Source organism: Chitinophaga horti, from assembly GCF_022867795.2.
GTDB classification, from domain to species: domain Bacteria; phylum Bacteroidota; class Bacteroidia; order Chitinophagales; family Chitinophagaceae; genus Chitinophaga; species Chitinophaga horti.
In genome coordinates this window covers 1,159,697-1,180,842 of record NZ_CP107006.1, presented here as the reverse complement: position 1 = coordinate 1,180,842, position 21,146 = coordinate 1,159,697, and the positions used below count along the sequence as shown (strand labels likewise).

The window sequence follows — 21,146 nt, the reverse complement described above, 5'->3', positions numbered from 1 at the left end:
GTTATAGTGCTAAGTCCGGGTTTTTCTGAACTTCTGCTAATGGTAATGGAAATAGAAGATCTGCGTCTTCAAATGCTCTCAAATGATTAGGCGCCTTGTATCCTTTCAGCGGCACGAACGCACCATTCGTTACATCGAACGCCTGCCGGGTACGCAGCATATCGTACCAGGTCTGAAACTCGAAACAAAGCTCCCAATACCGCTCCTTCAATGCTGCCTCCGCCGATACTGTGGCCGGACGCGCCTCCGCCGGAAATGCCCGGTGGCGCACTGCGTAATAAGCATCCACCGCAACCGCATCGTTCGTCACACCGCCATCTGCACGGGCTTTAGCCTCCGCGCAAATAAGCAGCACATCCGCATAACGCAGCAAGGGAAAATTTGCCCCCGAGCGACCGGATACTTCCGCTGCATCGTCCCAGAACTTGTACACGTACGGCGACGGGAAAACGATGGTATCGGTCGGTTTGCCGTAGCGCGGGTAACGGGTGTAAAAAAAGGCACGCTCCTGCTTACGGGCATCGGTATCTGCATAACTATTGTAAAAAGCCGTTACTGGTGCCATCGCGCCGCCATAGCCTGGTTGAATCGAGATGGCCAATACCGGGTATGGCAGGTACGCACCGTGTATGTTACTCGGAGCAGCGGTGGTATGCCGCTGCAACATCAGGATATGTTCTGCCTTATTCTGATTCGCCACATTGCGCAGATCGGTGTAATTCGTAAATAGTGTAAAACTTTTACTGTTGATCACTTCCGCCGACTTTTCATAAGCCAGCTGGTAGTACGGGGCTCCCTTCTGCAAAGGATAACCCGCCATCGTGATATATACTTTTGACAGTAGTGACTTCACCGCGCCCTGCGTAACGCGGCCCGAAATATCTGTCCACGGCAGGCCACTTTGTTCCGCCGCCTGCAAATCTTTCACGATCTGGTCATACACCGCCGCCGTGGGCGAACGCCTGATCTTTACATTGTTAAAATCTTTGGTGGAAGTAAGTTTCAGAGGCACGTCGCCGAACAACCGCACCGCCTGGAAGTAGTACCACGCACGCAGGAAGTACACTTCGCCCAGGTAACGTTGACGGATAACCGAATCCACCACTTTAGTTGTGAGGATGTTTTCGATGACACTGTTACAGTTCTCTACCGGGTAGTACGTAGCGTTCCACCAGTTTTGCAACCGTGAATTAGCCGGATCGAGCCGTTGCAGTTGCAGGAACTGATCGTCTTCCGCGCCGGAGGGCCTTGGCCTGCGGCTGTAACCGGTGATGTATTCCAGTGCATACACAGGACTTACGGCGATACCGATATTAATTTCGAAAGGCCTTGCCAGACCGTCATATGTACCGTTTACGGCGGCCAGCACCTGCTCGGGCGTCTTGTAATAGTTGCCCGGATTTAGCGCGCCAGTCGGCGTTTCCTCCAGGAACTTATTACAGGCAACACCTGTCAGCAGTAATATGATCAGCACCAATCGGTTCAAAATGCAATGTTTAATGAAAGCGATAATGTTTTCGGTTTCGGGTATTGGTACAAGTCTACACCCTGGTTAAAGTCGCCGTCGAACGACGAGGCCTCCGGATCGTAGCCTTTATAATTCGTCAGTAAGAAAAAGTTTTCCGCACTGAGCGTGATCGTAGCTGCCTGCATGCGGACGCGTTTCAGCCATGCGTCAGACAGCCGATAGTAGAGTACCACATTCCGCAACCGCAGGAAAGTACCTCTTTCTATATTGTAACTATCGATCTCACTGTCATATCCATCCGCAGGCAAACGAAACGCGGGCTGCATGGTTTGTTGTCGATCCGGCGTCCAGGCATTCAGCACTTCTTTGTAGCTGTTCGTGGCCGGGGCGGCGGTTTCCATGATCAGTCGCGTCAGGTTGGCCAGACTGTGACCGTAAATCACCTGCAGATCAATCCCGAGGGAAATGTTTTTATACGTCAGCATCTGCGATAACGCGGCATCAAACTTTGGCATGCCATTACCTAACACCGTGCGGTCATTCGCATCTTTGGCCTTGTTGTTATTCAGATCGGCATACTTCACGTCACCGGGCTTTTTACCGTACACCGCAGCTTCTGCCGCTTCGTGTGTACCCCAGGTGCCCAGGCGTTTATAGCCGTAAAATTCATTCAGCGGCCGACCTGCCATAATACGTCCGCCCCATGGATAAATAATATCCCCGTTTAGCGATAGTACACGCGAGCGGTTCATGGCGTAGATCAGAGAAGTGTTCCAGGAAAAATCGCGGTGGCGGATCAGTCCCCCTGTCACAGAAATCTCTATGCCCCTGTTACGGATCGCGCCGATGTTATCGTACGCGCCTACGTAACCTGTAGTAGCCGGCAATAACTTGTAGTACAGCAAATCCTTCGTAACGCGGTTGTACACATCGCCTGTAAACTGTATGCGCCCTTCGAGCAGCGATGCATCGATACCTACGTTCAGCTGATGCGCCTTTTCCCATTTCAGGTTTTTGTTACCAAGCGCTGCGAGTGTAACTGACGGTGCAAGCTGCCCGTTAAACACCACCTGACTGCTGTTCAGGCGATCCTGCGTTACGTAGTCTGCAATATCCGCATTGCCTACGATGCCATAACTGCCCCGCAGCTTCAGGTCAGATACCAACTGCACATCCTGGAAGAAAGGTTCCGAAGAAACGCGCCAGGCACCGGAAAAGCTCGGAAAGTAACCGTACACGTTACGTGCGCCGAAACGGGAGGCCCCATCCATCCTGAAAGAAAAACCCAGCAGGTAACGGTGATCGTAGTTATAGTTGACCCGCGTATAATACGCATTCATCGTACTGCGACCAGAACCAGATACAGGCCTTTGCGGCACCAATCCGGTTTGCAGACTATTGTACGCAAAGAAGTCGTCGAAGAAGCCTTCTGCTCCCGCCTGTGTGTTCATGGTGGCGAAGTAATACCAGCTGGCCCCTAATACTGCGGTCAGCTTGTGTTTACCGGTTTCGCCATTCCAGGTGAGATAGTCTTCCGACGTCCACGAAGCGGAGTTGCCATGGCCTCGCGTCGCTACGCCCTGCTGTACATCCGAGAAACCACGCAGATCGCGGCCGGCGTAGTACAGGCTGTAGTTAGCGCCCGTTTGTCCGCTGATGCCTGCGGTAAATTGCAGGCGGCTGGTGAGCCGCATCGTGGCTTGCAGATTGCCCATGGTGTACGAGCGGCCTGCCACGGATTGCACCTCGTTCATTAGCCGAACGGGGTTTTCAGATTCTTCCGCACCGGGATAATCACCCTTCCTCGAGTGACTGCCATCTGCATAACGCACCGGCAAAAAAGGTAAGAACTCATATATCTGACGTACGGCATTTAGTCCAAGCGTATTGATATCCACATTATTTTGTTTGAAGGCGCCACTGTTCAACACGGCCTGTACATGTAACCAGCGGTTCACGTCCCAGCCTACGTTCACGAAGCCATTCACCTGCCGCGAGTAACTGTTCAGTAAGATGCCCTGCTGCTCGTTATACGACAAGTTTACGAGCGCCGTAATCCCATCTTTCCCGGCAGAAAAAGACAATGCATGTTCGTGCGATACCGCTACCCTGCTGGCTTCGTTCTGCCAATCGGTATGATACCTGGGCGTGCCGTCTGCATTAAACAATTCCTGCTTACGCGGAAAATCGTTGGCAGCATCCAGGTGTGGCGCGGTGCGACCAGGCAGGTATTCGTATTGCCGGCGGAACATATCCAGCGCTTCCTCCGCATTCATCAGGTTGATCTTTCGCGCCCTGGTACCGACGCTTAGTGTATTGCGGAACGTTAAACCCGGACTACTCTTCTTCCCTTTCTTGGTGGTGATGACGATGACACCATTTGCACCGCGTGCCCCGTAAATCGCCGAAGCGGCGGCATCTTTCAACACATCCACAGCCGCCACAATATTGGGATCGATGATCATCGGATCGGCTCCCACGATGCCATCGATCACGTACAACGGTGCGTTGTAGGCGTTGATAGAACCCGTACCACGGATCTTCACGATCGGGTTGCCGCCCGGTTTACCGGAGTTGATCATCACACTTACGCCTGCCACCCGGCCGGCCAAACCTTGCATCACATTCATGTTGGAAGGCCGCTCTTTCAGGTCCTCTCCTTTTACGTTGCCAATGGTGGTGGTCAGGTTTTCTTTGCTCGATGTGCCATAGCCGATCACTACCACTTCGCGTAAGGCCGCCTGTTTCGGCAACATCCTTACGTACAATAAGCCGGTGGTGCCCACTGCTACTTCCTGTTCGTAGTAGCCGATCAAACCAAAACGCAATGTATCACCCGCCCCGCCTTCGAGGCTGAATCGCCCGGATTCGTCGGTGATCACCCCATGCTGCGCACCTTTCATCTGCACACTTACACCCGGTAACGGTTTGTTCTGGATGTCGGCCACACGCCCGGTGAGCAGTTGCCTGGTATTGACATCTTCTTTTCGCGTGATGAGTATATTACGGCCACGTAGTTCATATTGAAGTCCAGGCGGTAATAACTGTAAGGCTGCTGCTACGGACAGGCGTTTGCGGATCGTCACCCGGCCACTGCCGTTGATCTCATTCGGATTGTACACGAACCGGAAGGGCGTGGCAGCCTCTACCTGGTCGAATACCTTTTCGAACGTTTCGTCAGATATGCGGATGTCCACCATCGTGTGCCAGAGCGGTGTTTCCGGACCTTGTTGCGAATAGGCCGGCAGAAAGTGCAGGCAACAACATACCAATACCAGGCAGGTAACCCGCCAGGTTGTTGCATGCAGCCATTCTGCCAATGTATCTTTCATTTCCGGCAATTTCACACCATCAGTTCCCGTGGTTTATTTCTTACGTTCGCGGAACACCAGGTACTCGTTTTTCCCGGGCGTTTTGCGGTATTTGTAACCGTGTATGTCGCATAACATGTCCATCACTTTCGATAAGCTCACCTTATCGTCGAAGCTGCCCGTTAGCAAAGCTTCCGACACTTCATTATCCTCAAACCGGATGTGAGCATCGTAGCGTCGTTCCAGTCTAAGCGCGATATCACGGAATTTCATTTCTCTGAATACCAGCTGGCCCTGCCGCCAGGCAGCAAAGTCTGCTGCATCGACCAGCACGGTAACCAGGCTTGCGTTTTTCGGCAGGTAGATCGCCTGTTGGCCGGCAGTGAGTGCAGTGGCAGTAACGTTATCATTCCCGATCGCTACCTTACCATTAGCGACTGTTACGGTTACTTTGTCTGACGGCGTGTAGGCATCGATATTAAAACTGGTGCCCAGCACCTTCACCTCGAGGCCGCCCGCATGCACCAGGAAAGGCTGTGCTTTTGCGGATGCTACATCAAAGTAGCCTTCCCCTTCCAGCCATACTTCACGGCCGGTAGCGGAATAGGTAATCTTACTATCGAAGTTGAGCCATACAGCCGTGCTGTCAGGCAGTACGATCTTTTTAATACTGTTTTTGCCTGCCTCCAGGGTAGCGAGTACGGGTGTTGGCGACGTAGTTTTATCCCGCGTCATCCACCAGCCGCCGGCACCGAGCAATAACACAACAGCCGCCGCCCACCAGTAACGTGCCGGGCGTTTTACTACACGCATCGGCTCAGCCGCTTCAATGTTGCGGGTGATGCGGAGCAATAACAGTTGTTCCAGCGCCACACGTTCTTCGCCGTCTAATTGCGATGTGAGTGCAGGTTGCGCATCCAGGGACTGGTACCATTCGTCGATCTCCCGCATTTCGGCGGCAGTCGCGGTACCTTCCTGGTATTTGCTTAATAATTCTTTTAACCGGGTATTATCCATTGTTGAATCCCTCTTATTGGTTGACACCTGAATGCAAGGCTACCGCCATTGCATGCTAAAAAATACCGCGGCCATGCAGCCAGCGGCCTATCCAGATCAGGCACCATAAAATCGAGAAATGATATTCTTTGAGATGCGTGCGCAGAATTTTAAGCGCCTTCACCATATGTTTTTCTACTGTGTTTACCGATATGCCCAGCCGGTCGGCGATGTGCTGATACGAAAGATGTTCGCGGCGGCTGAGAAAAAATACCTCGCGGCATTTCTCGGGCATACTGGCGCAGGACACGTCTATCTGGCGTTGCAGTTCTTTGAGTTGTAAAGTACTGGCAGCATCCGGCTGAAAAGTATTACCATCCCTGGAAAGATGTTGCTGGTAAGTGTTTCGCACCAACTGTGCACGCACCGAATTGAGTACCCGGTTTTTAAGTGCTGTATGCAGGTATCCGCGCAAATTGGTGGTGAGTTCGATCGTTTCCCGTTTCAGGTAGAGATGCACTAACAGTTCCTGCACCAGCTCCATCGCGGTTTCCGGCTCTTTCACCCGTTTATAGGCCGCATCGAGCAACTCCTGCCAGTATCGTTTGTAAATCTCATCAAACGCCGCTTTATCGCCCTGCTTTACCAGCTGGAACAATGCTTCATCAACGTACGTGGAAAGTGCTTTTTGCATTACGGAAATCTGAAAACTTCCGCTAAAATTAATCGTTTGTGCATGATTTCCTAAACGCGGCCGCAATTTTATCGGTAGCGAGTCGAGGTGCGTGGCAGGCGGCACCTGGCGGTTATGGGCGGCTGAGTGAAAAAGGCTGATCGGCATCTGCCAGTCCGCGGCCTGTCGCCGGTTTATCTCCCATCTCCAGCACCAGCGTACCTCCTGCCATGATATCGCTGTGTCTGATCCAATGATGGGTATATGGCTTGCCATTCAGCGTAGCCGATTGAATGTATACGTTTTGTGCATTGTTGTTTCTCGCCTCCACCAGGAAGGTGTTGCCGTTTTCCAGTTTGATGGTAGCCTTTCCGAACACCGGGCTGCCGATCACATATTCATCGGTGCCGGGGCACACGCTGTAAAAACCTAATGCGCTCATTACGTACCATGACGACATCTGCCCCTGGTCTTCATCACCCGGAAAACCATTCTCCCCTGCGTTGTACTGATTTGCCATTACCTTGCGTGCCAGTGCCTGGGCCTTCCAGGGTTGGGAAGTATAGTTATAGAGATAGATGGCATGCTGAACGGGCTGATTTCCGTGTGCATACTGGCCCATCTTCGCATTCACCATTTCAGTCATCTCGTGGATCATTTGTTTGTAGTAGCCTACGTTTACGGTTGGCGGTGCGGTGAATAAGGAGTCGAGTTTATTCAGAAAAGGTTGCTCGCCTCCCATCAGGTTGATCAGTCCGCGTACATCATGAAACACCGACCATTGCCAGTGCCAGGCATTACCCTCGGTATATGGCCCGCCCCATTCGTACGGATCGAAGTTTTCCAGCCAGTCGCCATTGAGTTTTCGGCCGCGCATGAAACCGGTGGTGCTATCGTACTGGTTTTTGTAATTCAACATCGTGCGGGCGAAGAGTTGTGCGTAGAACGTTTGTCCGGTCAGCTTCGCCAGCTGGTAACCGCAGAAGTCATCGTAGGCATATTCCAGCGTTTGCGACGTACTGCCGTGCGATTCAGGGAAGGCTACATAGCCGAGCTGGTAATACTCCTTCCACCCTGCGCGACCGTTGGCGCCGCCCCAGGGACCTTTGTTCATGGCCTCATGAAAGTAGGCGTCCAGTGCCTGTTTCGGATCGAACGTGCGGATGCCTTTCACCCAGGCATCCGTCAATAGCGAGATCGCGTGGTTGCCGAGCATCCCGCCTGTTTCACCGGGGAACGACCAGGCAGGCAGCCAGCCGCATTGTTGCTGCGCATCAAGCAAAGCCTGCATGTAGCGGCCCGTCATCGTTGGATGTAATATCGTGTTGAGCGGGAACTGCGCGCGGAAGGTGTCCCAAAAGCCATTGTCCGTATACATGTAACCGTTATGCACCTTACCATCGTACGGACTAAAGTAATATGGCTTCCCGTTTTGATCGTATTCGAAGAATTGATGCGAGAAGAGATTCGCGCGGAACAGGCAGGAGTAAAACGTAGCCAATTCTTCCTGCGTGCCGCCTTCTACCAGCACATTGCGGAACAGCGTATTCCATATTTTCTGAGAGGCAGAACGGGTATCGGTGAAACTGCGGTAGCGGCCTAACTCCTGTTGCAGTGTAGTCTCCGCCTGTTCAGCACTGATGTAGGAAGAAGCGACTTTAGCCGACACCTTTGAGCCCGGCCGGAAAGTAATATAAGCACCCGCACCCACTGCCTCCAGCGTGTCGTTGCCTTTCAGCTGGCGATTATGCACATTCTCCCAGGTACCGAACGATTCAAACGGTTGATCGAAAACGATCACGAAGTAATTGCGAAAGTTTTTCGGGATGAAACGGCCGTTGGTCACATAACCTGTAATTTTTCTTTCTGACGGATAGATACGCACGCCGCTGAGCGCATTGTAACCGTCGAGCACAACATGCGCCGGCACCCTGGCGGGAAAAGAGAAACGCAGGTGTGCACCTCGTTCGGTAGTAGTAAGCTCGGTGGTCGTATGATTATCGAACGTCACTTTGTAGTAATCGGGACGGGCAGTTTCGCGGTCGTGGCTAAAGGCCGCCGCACGTTCATCTTCATGCGTTTTAAGTTCACCGGCCACCGGCATCAGTGTAAATACGGCATAATCGCCTACCCAGGGACTGCATTGGTGTGCCTGTTGAAAACCACGGATCGTGGTGGCTTTGTACTGGTACTTCCATCCATCGCCGTTTTTACCGGTTTGTGGCGACCAGGCATGCATACCGAAAGGAAGTGAAGTGGTGGGATACGTGTTCCCGTTACTCAGGGCGTATTCGGAGTTGGTGCCTTGTAGTGTGTTGGCATAGGCTACGAGGTCTTTCTGTTGGGCAAAGGCTGGCAAAGCGGCCAGCAATAAGGCGATAATCAGTTGCTGCTTCATGACGTGTACGATCGCGTTAGTATGGACAATACCCTAATGACACGCAACCGGCCGCCTACCGCCACTGGCCGGGGATATTTTTTAAGAAAGAAGGCTGACCGTGATGTGGCCAGCCCTCTGTAAAGCGTTTATTTGTTATTGACGGTAACGTAAGCCGCACCAGGATTGAGCCAGGAAAACGTTTATTTGTTATTGACGGTGACCGATGTAATTCGCGCATCACGTTTCCCGAACACCAGGTACACATCGTGTTTACCGGTAGTCGGTTCGAGCGTGGCCGTTACATTATTCGCCCCATCTGCCCCGTTCCCGATCACTTTACCGTCCGGCGACCCAAGCCTGATCTCGAAAGCACCCGGACCGGCATAATCGGTGCCATTTACAGTAATGCTTTTCAGGTCGGTGATGTCTGTCTGTTTTAAGAGTATCCAGGAAGCAGCCTCTTTTACGATGGCGACCGTTTTGTTACGCGCGTATTCCAGTCCACGGGTGCTGTCGGCCTCTGCTACCGGGCGGTTCGGGTGCCTTAACACCAGGATGCTTTCGCCCCATTGCGCCGGAGCGAGGTTAGCGCCCCTGTCCTTATAAGCAGCCCTGAAAATGTAAGACCCCTTATTCGTTTGACCAGGTTTCTCGGTAGTTGTATAACTGCCTGTTACCGGCAGGTTTTTCTGTACCGGTTTTTTATCACTTACACTCAGGATGTATTTCACGAGTGTGTTCACCTGTTCGGTACTCATCGTAGAGTGCGCAGGCATCATCGCATCGCCCCACACACCGGATCCGCCGTTGATGACCTTCTTCGTCAGCTTCGCCACGGCTGCTTTATCTGCTTTATACTTTTGCGAGATCTGCATGAAAGAGGGGCCGAGGGAAACGGCGTTCAGGGCGTGACAGGCGTTACAGTCAGTCTTCTTCAGCATTGCCTTTGCGGCAGCATGTTCGGCCGAAGCATCGAACCGTTGCTGGTTTTGGGCAACTACCGTCATATCGTATCCTTCAGAAAGATAATTAATAGATACCGATACCTGTGCGGGCAAAATGCGTTTATTCACCAGGCTGCCGTCTTCTTTGTCGGACACACTTACTGCGTACTTCACGATATTGCCCGGGAAAAAGAAGCTGCTATTCCCTTGCGTCAGTTTGATATCGACCTGCGGCAATGCGTTACCGGCGGCAATTTCCACCGACTTACTGTTTTTGGCACCAGCAGGATCGGTCACGGTCAAATTTGCTTTATATACACCGCCGGCTGTCAGCGACAATTCCGGGTTGGGTGTTTTGAAAGACTGAACGACCACGCCGTTCTTCGTGATTTTCCAGTCGTAACGGAGGCTGTCGCCATCGGCGTCGGTAGTACCGTTGGATGATAACTGTATTTTCAATGGCAGAGCACCGGCAGTTATGTTCGCAGCCACCTGCACCGCGGGTTTGCGGTTGCCGCCATTATATTCTATTTTGATAAGTTCTGCTTCCGGATTGTCTTTGAAGTAACCGTTACCGTATTCGAGGATGTACAACGCGCCATCCGGACCAAACTTCATGTCGATGGGGCCGCGCAGTACAAGGTTAGGCAGGAAACGTTCCATGGAAACCAGTTTGCCGTCGTCGTCGAGCGTAACGGCCATCAGCCAGCCGCGTACCCAGTCGGTAATCAGCCATTTGCCTTCATAATAAGCGGGGAACAGGTTTTTAGCATCCTTCTTAAAATCGGAGCGGTAGAAGATTGGTCCGCCCACGGCACTGCGTCCGCCACTGCCCATGTCCGGAAACTCTTCACTGGCCGCATACGGGTACCAGATCAGCGGATTTTCGGCAGGTGGTAAGTTGATCAGTCCTGTGTTATTCGGAGAGTTGTTCACGGGTTGTTTTGCATCCCACCATTCGCCGGATTGTTTCGTCGCGAAATCATAATCGCGGTAAGCTTCTTTGCCATTAAAGTACGGCCAGCCATAGTTACCTGCCCGTTTGGCCATGTTAAACTCATCGTACGAACGTGGTCCGCGCAGGTCAGAAGGGTTTGAACCGTCCGGCCCCACTTCACCCCAGAACAGCCAGCCCGTTTTGCTGTCGATCGTGAGGCGCCATGGGTTGCGGTTGCCCATGGTATAAATCTCAGGACGCGTTTTATCCGTGCCCTTCGGGAACAGGTTATCTTCCGGGATCGTGTAGCTGCCATCTGGTTCCGGGTGGATGCGCAGAATCTTTCCGCGCAGGTCATTCGTATTGCTGGACGACTTCTGTGCATCCCTGGGGCCCTCGCCAGGACGCTCGTCGATCGGCGTAAAACCGTCGGAAGAGCGGGAAAACGTATTATCACCCGTGCTCAGGTATAGGTTAGCGGCTTTGTCGAACACCATACCGCCGCCTACGTGGCAGCACTCCTCACGCTGCACCGGTACGTCCAGTATCACCTTTTCGGTAGCCATATTCAGCTTGCCACCGAGCCAGGTGAAGCGGGACAGGCGGTTGACTGACACCGCTTTGGGAGAATAGTAAACGTATATCCAATGGTTCTTTGCGTAGTTCGGGTCGAGGATTACGCCTTGCAGGCCGTCCTCGCCCTCGGAGCGTTCGCCCTTTTTGCTCACATATTCGCGGCTTACATTAAATTCCGCGATCACCTGCATTTTGGCCGTGGCAGGATTGTATAACTTGATTTTACCTTTGCGTTCGGCATACAGCACCTTGCCATCTTCCAGCACCTGGAACTGCATGGGTTCTTCCAGTTTGGGTTGCAGTACCACCTTGGTAAAACGGTTCTCATCCGGTTTGGAGGCATCCTGGGCTTTTGCTACGTGGAAAGCGGTTATCAGCATGGCGGGCGCCAGGTATCTGAATAGTTTCATGTTAGAATAAAAAATATAATGACGTGATTTGGCTGTTTCATGGTAATATATACATAGCCGGGCAATCCTCCTATACTTATTGATGACCGGTTGCTATGATAGACACGCGAAATTATTATTACCGCCACTCATCTTTCTTGTTTTTTACTTCGGATTTCGTTTGTAGTTTACGGCTTTGCCTGCCCGGCAGGCCGTTTATGAACTAACTTTTGACTACGGATATGAAACTCAATGTGAACCGGATTTTACTTCTTGGCTGCCTGGCCATGCCCTTTACGGCCGCTAAGGCACAAACGGGCCCCGTGATTGCGGGCGACTTTGCAGACCCATCTATCATTAAAACACCCCAAGGCTATTTTGCGACCGCCACCTCGTCCGAATGGGCGCCGCACTACCCTATTTACAGCTCGCAGGACCTGCAAACCTGGAAGCAGGTAGGTTATGTGTTCGACAAGGCACCGGAATGGACATCCGGCTCATTCTGGGCACCGGAATATTACTTCCACAACAACACCTATTATCTTTATTATACCGCCCGTCGCAAGTCCGACAACGTATCCTGCATCGGCGTAGCCACTTCTAAATACCCCGACAAGGGCTTTAAAGATCATGGTGTGCTGGTGGATTTCGGCAAGGAAGCCATCGATGCTTTCATTTACAACGATAATGGTCAGCTATATATCACCTTCAAGGCTTATGGTCTTGATAAACGCCCCATCGAAATACTCGGCAGCAAGTTATCCGCCGACGGTCTGAAGTTGGAAGGAGAACCATTTTCCATGCTGAAAGACACGCCTGGCATTGGTATGGAAGGTCAGAGTATTTTGAAGAAAGGCAATTACTATTACCTGTTCTACTCCGCCGGCAACTGCTGCGGCAATGGTTGCAGCTACCACGTGCGCGTGGCGAGGTCGGCTACATTCGCCGGCCCGTATGAAGAGTACAGCCAAAACCCCATCCTGCAAACCCATGAAGCCTGGAAATGCCCGGGACACGGCACCTTTGCACAAACAAAGGAAGGTAAGTACATGTACATCTATCATGCTTATAACGAAGCCAATAACGTGTTTACCGGCCGCGAAGGCCTGATGGCGGAGCTGGTATGGCCGGCAGACAACAGCTGGCCTTCTTTCGTAAGCCGTCATACCGAAAGCAAACCGGTCGACCTTACTACTTCCTTTGCCGAAAAGAAACCTGCCGGCTACTGGCAATGGGACTTCCGCAACTCACAGCCCGTGTTTACGCAAAAGAACGGAAGCCTGTACCTTACAGGCAGCGTGAAGGAAGGTAATAAAACAGGGCTTGTACTGACAGTGCGCCCCGTCAGCACAAACTTCGATGTTACCACCACTGTTGCAAATACCAATGCAGCCTTGAAGGGACTCGCTTTTTATGGCGATGTGAATGCAGCCATTGGTGTGGGTGTGGTGAATGATAAGATTGAATACTGGCTGGTGAAAGACAACAAACGTTCTGTACTGGCCACTGCGAACATCAAAGCGGGCTTACCCATCCAACTGAAATTAACCACGTATGACGACCATCATGGCGAAGCCTTTTACCGCCAGGCAAACGGCAGCTGGCAGCAGGTAGGCGATAAACAAAACATCGGCTTCCTGCCCCAGTGGGATCGCAGTCCGCGCCCGGGCCTTCATTACCAGGGCGATGGTAAACAGCAGGCTGTGTTTAATGAATTTAAGATCACGAACAAAACGAAGTAACAAATGAAACGTTTAAGTACACTACTCTTGATGTTGACCCTCGGTTCCACGTATGCATTCGGGCAACAGGCCACCTATCAGAACCCACTGAAAGTACAGTTCGGGGATCCTTATGTGATGCATGTAAAGGGCGATAAGTATTACATGTACGGCACCGGCGGCGGCGCCAAAAATGGCTTTTCCGCCTACTCTTCCACTGACATGATCAACTGGAAAAACGAAGGCCAGGTATTTTACGCCGCCAACAAAAACGGCTGGAGCGATTCCACCGCTGCCTGGGACGGCGCTTACTGGGCACCGGAAGTATACGCCTATAAAGGCAAATTCTATATGTTTTACAGCGCGCAGTGGAAAAACAACCCGACCAAAGAGCTCGAAAATTTCCGTGTAGGCGTGGCTGTTGCCGACAAACCAACCGGCCCGTTCATCGACCTGTATACCCGTCCCGTTTTTGATCCCGGCTACCCGATCATTGACGCGAACGTGTTTTTTGACACCAACGGCAAGATCTACCTCTACTATTCACGCTGCTGCTACAAACATGCCGTAGAAAGCGAAGTGGCCACCTGGGCAAAACAGAAAGGCTGGTACGATAAGATCGAAGAGAGCTGGGTATATGGCGTAGAACTGAAACCCGACTTTAGCGGCGTAATCAGCGAACCCGTGATGTTGCTTCGTCCGCCCGTTAAAATGGATGACAAACAAGCCGAATGGGAAAGCCGTTCCGTTACCTCGAAAGAAGTGAACCGCAGGTGGACGGAAGGTTCTGTCGCCTTCAAAAAAGGCAACACCTATTACATGATGTATTCCGCCAACTACTTTGGTGGTAAGAACTATGCGGTGGGTTATGCAACTGCCAAGAGTCCGCTGGGGCCTTTTACCAAAGCGAGCAACAACCCTGTTTTGCAGAAGAACGTAGAGCAGGGCGGCGTGGTAACCGGCACTGGCCATAACAGCATTACCTACTCCCCTAACGGGAAGGAAATGTTTTGTGTGTACCATGCACGTACTACCGCGACCGGCGACGAGCGTGTGGTATTTATCGATCGTATGAAGATTCAGAAAGACGGGAAGCTGGTTGTGGAAGGACCTACTACCAAGGCACAGGCGGCACCGGCGAGGAAATAATATGTTTTTTTAAGAGCAGGGCTGGTTGTGGCCGGCCCTGCATACTGATTCACCCCACATAACCATCCCTTAACGCCGCCCCGCATACTCCTTACCGATATTTATCGTATCATTGTACCCGTCGTAACTCCATTCCCTAACCGAATAACATATGCCGTCTTTGCAAAAGAGCGCTTCCCCGTGGCTGCCTGGATTTGTTGTTGTGCTGTCGATCATCAGTTTATGGCTGACACCTGTTACAGGCCTTGCCCAGGCTCCAACCATCACCTCATTTTCCCCGACTACCGTTTGCCAGGGAAGGAATGTTACTATTACCGGAACTGATTTCACGAACGTAACGGGCGTGGAAGTGAACGGTTTGCCTGCAGGCTTTTCTGTAACCAATGCCGGGGAGATCGTGGCTACGGTGAACGAGAACGCGACGTCTGGTCCGATAAGAATCGTCACGAATCAAGGTACGGTGGTAAGCGGAACGCAGCTAACCGTGATTCCCAGTCCTAAACCAAACCTTAACGACAACAGCGGCCAGGGCTTCTCCAGCTGTACGGGCACGGCTACTTATACATTACAGGTATCCAACGCGTCGCAGGTAACCGGCACAGGCAACCAGTATACGATTGACTGGGGCGACGGTACGGCGGCGTTTACAGCGACAGACTGGGCATCGGGGGCGCAGCAATCGCATACTTATAATGCGCAGGGGTACTTTAACATCCGGGTGACCATTACGCCGGCGAATGGGTGTACCGTAACGAGGAACATTCAGTTCTACAACGGTTCTAACCCGCTGGCCAGCTTTACGACCACAGCTTCTACGACTGGTCTTTGTGCGCCGGCACCGGTGGAGTTCAAAATTGGCAACTGGACGTTGAACTCGCCCGGTACGCGGTATGAAATCGACTTTGGAGATAACACCCCGCGCCTGGTACTGAACCATCCGTTAAATGCTACCAATACGGACTATATTTTCTCGCACATTTATAATACCACCTCTTGTCCGGGTGCGGCGGATTTTACCGCTACGCTACGGGCGATCAACGGGTGTTTTACGACGACCTATACGCTAAACCAAATTATCATACGCAGGAAACCGGTGGCGAATTTCACCTTTACACCTGCACAGCCTTGCGTCACGAACCAGGTATGTTTCAACAATACAACCGTTGCCGGATACATGGGCAACAACTGTAACAGCACCACCACCTACACCTGGGATTTTGGTGACGGTACCACCTCTAATGCTTTGAATCCGCCCTGCCACACCTATGCGGCCGCCGGTACTTATAACGTCACCTTAACAGCAGGCAATACGGGTTGTGGTACTGATGCGATCACAAGGCAGATCGTTGTCTTGCCCCAATCACCACCGCCAACCGTTACGCCGTTAGTTTATTGCCAGGGCGCGACGCCGGCACAACTAACGGCGACGGGCATTAACCTTCGTTGGTACACTTCATCCAGCGGCGGTACAGGCAGCGTTGTAGCACCAACGCCCGGGACGAATACTGCAGGCACCAGTACCTACTACGTTACGCAAACACTACCTAATCAATGCGAAAGCGTACGGGTACCACTAACCGTAACAGTCAATCCTTTGCCTCCGGCGCCTACCGTTACAACGCCGGTTTTACTTTGCTTAAACCAGGCGGCCACGCCATTAACAGCGACGGGAAGCAACCTGCTCTGGTATGATGTTGCTAATGGTGGTACGGGAAGCGCCACCGCTCCTACACCGTCAACTGCGGCGACAGGCAGCACTAACTACTGGGTTAGTCAGACCGTTAACGGCTGCGAAGGGCCCAGGAGGATGATTACGGTAACGGTTAGTCCTTTACCGGTAGCACCGGTGGTAACGTCGCCCATTATTTACTGCCAGTTCGCTCCGGCGGTGCCCCTAACCGCGCCGGGTGCAGGCTTACTATGGTATACGACTGCTGTCGGCGGCACGGGTAGTACGACTGCGCCAACACCTTCTACCGCTACACCGGGCACTACTACCTGGTATGTAAGCCAGGCGACAGGCTGCGGGGAGAGTCCGCGTGCGGCCATCGACGTTGTAGTGAACCCGGCGCCGAATGCAAGTATTGCTTATACCCCTAACCTGCTTTGTAATGTTGATAATAGTCCGGCTGGCACCAATCCGCCTGTACCTGTAACATTCAACGGCACTACCGGCGGCGTGTTCAGTATTAGTCCGGGGGGTATGGCGATTACCGCCGCCGGTTCAATTACCCCGGCAAATGCGACACCCGGCACATATACGATCACTTACAGCATACCTGCGGGAGGTGGCTGCCCGGTATATAATACTTCAGCGACCGTTACGGTTAACGGAACGCCTACTGCTACGATCAGCTATCCTGACCTTTGCACATCCGGCACGCCTACCGCTGTAACACGTACAGGGTCTGGTGGCGGAACGTTTAGTGCATCTCCTGTTGGACTTACCATTAACGCAGTCACCGGTGTGATTACACCTGCGAGCAGTACGCCGGGCACGTACACTGTTACTTACGATATTGCGGCTGCGGCCCCGTGTCCTGGTTACACGGCTACGGCAACATTAACCGTTACGGCCGCGCCGACTGCGACGATCAGTTATCCCGCGAACCAACTTTGTAATGCAGGCGGTGCGCCGGTAGCAGTTACACAATCCGGTACAGGCGGCGGTATCTATTCCGTTACACCCGCTACCGGTCTTACAGTAGATGCAACTACAGGACAGATTACACCTGCAGGTGCGACAGCCGGAGTGTATACGATCAGTTACACGGCTCCCGGCAGCGGGGCCTGTGCACCTGTTGTGGCCACGACCAATATCACTGTGAACGGCGCGCCTGCGGCTACGATCAGTTATCCGGCCATCTGTTCGAATGATCCGCTTACGCCTGTTGTGCTGACAGGCAGTGCCGGCGGCACGTTCAGCGCAACACCTGGCATATCCATCAATGCTACTACCGGTGCTATTAACCCTGCGGCAAGTGCTGCGGGTACTTACACCGTTACCTACGATATTGCGGCGGCGGGCCCTTGTCCGGGTTTAACGACCACAACGACAGTTAACATCACCACCGCACCTACAGCTACGATTAGTTATACACCTGCCACCTTGTGTAATGTGGCCAATACACCCGCAACACCTAATGCCCCCGTACCCGTCAACCGCACCGGCACGCCGGGCGGCACTTTCGATGTGGTACCTGCGACCGGACTGCCGGTGAACGCCGTCAGCGGAGAGATCAATCCGGCAGGCGCAACGCCCGGCACGTACACGATCCGTTATACGGCGCCAGGTACAGGTGGTTGTGCTAATTATATAGCTACCGCAACGGTAACCGTTACCGGTGCGCCCACCGCTACGATCAACTACGCGGGTTCACCTTATTGCGGGAATATTACTATGCCGCAGGCGGTGACAATTACGGGCACAACGGGCGGAGTCTATTCCGCGGCACCGGGATTATCTATCAATCCGGCTACCGGCGCAATTAATCCGGCGGCCAGTACACCGGGCACTTACACCGTTACATACAATATTGCCGCCAGTGCCCCCTGTCCTGGCTTTACAACAGCGGCTACTGTGCAGATCGTGGAAAGTCCGGTTATCAGCTTCCCGTCACCGGACCAGGCCATTTGTTCAGGCGGCAGCGCGACTTATACGCCAACATCTACCGTGCCCGGCACCACTTACACCTGGACGCTGGCGGCACCATTGCCTGCCGGTGTGAACGGAACGATCGCCGCAACAGCCAACACATCTTCCGCTACTTTAACATTCACGAATACAGGCACCGCGAACCAGACGATCACCATAAGGGTTACACCAACGAACCCGTCCCCCATCGCCTGTAACGGTGCTCCAGTTAATATTACGTTGCTCGTACGGCCAGTAGTACCCGCACCGGTTACAACCAACGCCAGCTATTGTATGGACGTGCCGCCGCAAACCTTGCAGGTAACGCCGCTACCAGGTATGAACATACGCTGGTTCGATCGCAACCAGGCGCCGCTCGCCGCTGCACCTGTAATTAACACGGCCATTTCAGGCACCAGTACTTTCTATGTAAGCCATCTGACCGCCGATAATTGTGAAAGTGCGAGGAGCCGCATCGACGCAGTAGTACATCCAACCCTGAACATCATTGGCTCGGCATATGTAAATCCAACTTCCTGCGGCGTACCATCGGGAACGATTACACTGGATGTGCGCGATCTGAGCAACAACTTAACGCCTAACCTGCCGGTGACCGTACATTACAACAAGTTCGGGCTGCCATACTCCTACAGCGGTACGACCAACGCTGCCGGCATGATCGTGATCCCTCTTACCGCCGGCACTTACAGCAACTTTAGGGTAGAGACAAGTGGCGGCTGTATCTCTCGGCCATTGCCCGATGTGTTCATCCTACGCGATCCATCTCCCCCAGCTGCGCCGGTAGCGGGTTACAATCCACCCGTGTGCAGCGGCGCGCCGTTACGTTTAACCGCGCTTACCGCTACCAGCGAACAGGCAGGGCCTATCGAATACGTGTGGGCCGGACCAGCATTCGGGCCTTATGCCGATACGGTACGGAACTCCGTCGTCATCTTCCCGGAAGCCACCCTGGCACATGCCGGTACTTACGTGGTATATGCGATGCAGAACAACTGCATCTCCTTACCGGCAAACTTCCAGGTAGCGGTTAACCAGGCGCCTGCTAAACCGGTAGTGGTAACCAGATCGCCATTGTGTGTGGGCGAGGCGCTTACCTTACAGGCGTTCAGTTCTATTCCCGGTAACCTGGCGCTCACGTACGAATGGCGCGGACCTGCGACGGGCTTTCCGGTGCGGGCGGCCAATGCGGTGATCAACCGTGTTACTTTGCAGGATGCAGGTATTTATACGATTACGGTCACGTCGCCACAAACGGGTTGCAGCACCTCCACCGATACAACGATCAGGATAGGCGACTACCCGGTAGTGGCTTTTGCGCAGGATACACTCACATTGCCAACCGGTTATCGCCTGCAACTGGAGCCGCAGATCACCAATGGTGCCGCTCCGGGTGTGTTGCCCATTGCGCAATACAAATGGACGCCGATGCAGGACCTCGAATGTAATGACGCCGTTTGCGCTATGCCGGTGGCAGTGGTGAAAAACAATGTGTGCTATAACGTACAGGTCACGAACGTATACGGCTGTAGCGCCAGCGACGATATCTGCATCAGAACGTTCTGTGATAATTCGCAGGTGTTTATACCGAACGCCTTTGCGCCTAACGGCAATGTACCAGAGAACCGGGTGCTGATGGTGCGGGCATCAGGTATCAACGCCATCAAATCGTTCCGCGTATTTAACCGCTGGGGACAACTGATGTACGAGCGAACGAACTTCCCGCCCAACAGCGCACAATTTGGCTGGGACGGCATGATCAAGGGTCGCAAAGCGGATGTAGGTGTGTATGTGTATACGGTAGAAGTGGTATGCGAAAACGGTGTACCATATTCGTACAAGGGTAATGTTACACTATTCTAAACAAGTAATTATGCAACGTTTTTATAAAGCCGTTATTTACCTTGTTGCTTGTCTTTGTGCAAACACTGGCTTTGCGCAGGATGTAGCGTTCTCGCAATTCTATGATCAGCCGTTACTGCGTAACCCAGCGCTGGCAGGCATCTTCGAAGGAGACTTACGCTTTACGGCATCTTACCGCAATCAATGGCAAAGTGTAACGGTGCCTTATCGCACGTTCGCGCTCAGCTCGGAAGTAAAACTGCCGGCCAATATTACTGCGGACGACAATTTTACCATCGGTCTGCAACTAATGCGTGATGTGGCGGGCACTTCCGAGTACAGCACTACGCAAATACTACCGGCTATCAATTACAGTCTGCCGCTGAGCAGCGAAAAGAACTCCTACCTGTCACTCGCTTTCATGGGTGGATTGATGCAGCAACGTTTCGATCCGACGAAACTGCAATTCAACGACCAGTTTGTTGCGGGCAGCAATGGTACTTTCAGCATAGCCCCGGCATCACAGCAGGTGTTTAACAACACCAGTGTGAATTATTTTGATCTGTCGACAGGACTTACTTACAACGGCGCTATTCGCGAGGGAACTGATTATTTCGTGGGCGTTGCATTGTTTCATATTCGTCGTCCGCAGGTTGGATTTTTCGATGGCAATGTGATCACACTCAACCGTAAGTTCGCGTTCAATACGGGGCTATCGACGCCATTAAGTGAATACGATAGGTTTGTTTTTTACGGTGACTACTTCCAGCAGTTGGGTGATCGCTTTAATCCCGTAGGCATTCACGCTATACAGGCCGGTGCGATGCTGAGCCGCGATTTCTTTGCGGACGGGTCGCAGGTGCTGACAGGCGGCATCGTATACCGGATGAACGATGCGATTATGCCCGTGGTGCAATGGGAAATGGGACAGTTTGTGATGGGGGTAAGTTATGACGTTAACATCAATAAACTTTCCGTTGCGTCGCAATATCGTGGCGGACTGGAACTCACGTTATCCTGGCGCGGCGCATTAAACCTGCGACAAAGCGAACGCCGGCAAACGATATGCCCCAGGTTCAGGCGATAAAGCGGGCACAATTTCCGCACT

10 protein-coding genes are annotated in these 21,146 nt (G+C 52.7%); 4 read left to right on the top strand and 6 right to left on the bottom strand.

Annotation, left to right across the window (positions count from 1 at the left end; all coding sequences use genetic code 11):
* Position 1 precedes the first annotated feature (1 nt).
* The 6 genes from MKQ68_RS04945 to MKQ68_RS04920 form a co-directional block, all read right to left on the bottom strand.
* Positions 2-1,486 (bottom strand): RagB/SusD family nutrient uptake outer membrane protein, encoded by a 1,485-nt coding sequence (locus MKQ68_RS04945; protein ID WP_264282320.1) that lies wholly within the window; start codon positions 1,484-1,486, stop codon positions 2-4.
* Entirely contained in the window at positions 1,483-4,800 is a 3,318-nt protein-coding gene (locus tag MKQ68_RS04940) for a TonB-dependent receptor (RefSeq protein WP_264282319.1), read from the bottom strand. Before MKQ68_RS04940 ends, MKQ68_RS04945 begins: the two co-directional genes overlap by 4 nt.
* 33 nt (positions 4,801-4,833) lie before the next feature.
* Positions 4,834-5,796, bottom strand: coding sequence for a FecR family protein (locus tag MKQ68_RS04935; RefSeq protein WP_264282318.1), 963 nt, complete (start codon positions 5,794-5,796; stop codon positions 4,834-4,836).
* A gap of 55 nt (positions 5,797-5,851) precedes the next feature.
* The gene (locus MKQ68_RS04930; protein WP_264282317.1) at positions 5,852-6,469 is read right to left on the bottom strand and encodes an RNA polymerase sigma-70 factor; all 618 of its coding nucleotides are present in this window, start codon (positions 6,467-6,469) and stop codon (positions 5,852-5,854) included.
* Between the two features lie 112 nt (positions 6,470-6,581).
* Positions 6,582-8,846, bottom strand: coding sequence for a GH92 family glycosyl hydrolase (locus tag MKQ68_RS04925; RefSeq protein ID WP_264282316.1), 2,265 nt, complete (start codon positions 8,844-8,846; stop codon positions 6,582-6,584).
* A gap of 182 nt (positions 8,847-9,028) precedes the next feature.
* Positions 9,029-11,695, bottom strand: a complete 2,667-nt coding sequence (locus MKQ68_RS04920; RefSeq protein WP_264282315.1) for a PQQ-dependent sugar dehydrogenase — start codon at positions 11,693-11,695, stop codon at positions 9,029-9,031.
* Between the two features lie 221 nt (positions 11,696-11,916).
* Between MKQ68_RS04920 and MKQ68_RS04915 the strand changes: the two genes are divergently transcribed.
* From MKQ68_RS04915 to MKQ68_RS04900, 4 genes are all read left to right on the top strand, one after another.
* The gene (locus tag MKQ68_RS04915; RefSeq protein ID WP_244841282.1) at positions 11,917-13,416 is read left to right on the top strand and encodes a glycoside hydrolase family 43 protein; all 1,500 of its coding nucleotides are present in this window, start codon (positions 11,917-11,919) and stop codon (positions 13,414-13,416) included.
* A gap of 3 nt (positions 13,417-13,419) precedes the next feature.
* Positions 13,420-14,544 (top strand): glycoside hydrolase family 43 protein, encoded by a 1,125-nt coding sequence (locus tag MKQ68_RS04910; RefSeq protein ID WP_264282314.1) that lies wholly within the window; start codon positions 13,420-13,422, stop codon positions 14,542-14,544.
* A 151-nt stretch (positions 14,545-14,695) separates the two neighbouring features.
* On the top strand, positions 14,696-20,059 hold the full coding sequence (locus MKQ68_RS04905) for an Ig-like domain-containing protein (protein WP_264282313.1): 5,364 nt from the start codon (positions 14,696-14,698) through the stop codon (positions 20,057-20,059).
* Between the two features lie 10 nt (positions 20,060-20,069).
* Positions 20,070-21,125 (top strand): PorP/SprF family type IX secretion system membrane protein, encoded by a 1,056-nt coding sequence (locus MKQ68_RS04900; protein ID WP_244841288.1) that lies wholly within the window; start codon positions 20,070-20,072, stop codon positions 21,123-21,125.
* Positions 21,126-21,146 lie beyond the last annotated feature (21 nt).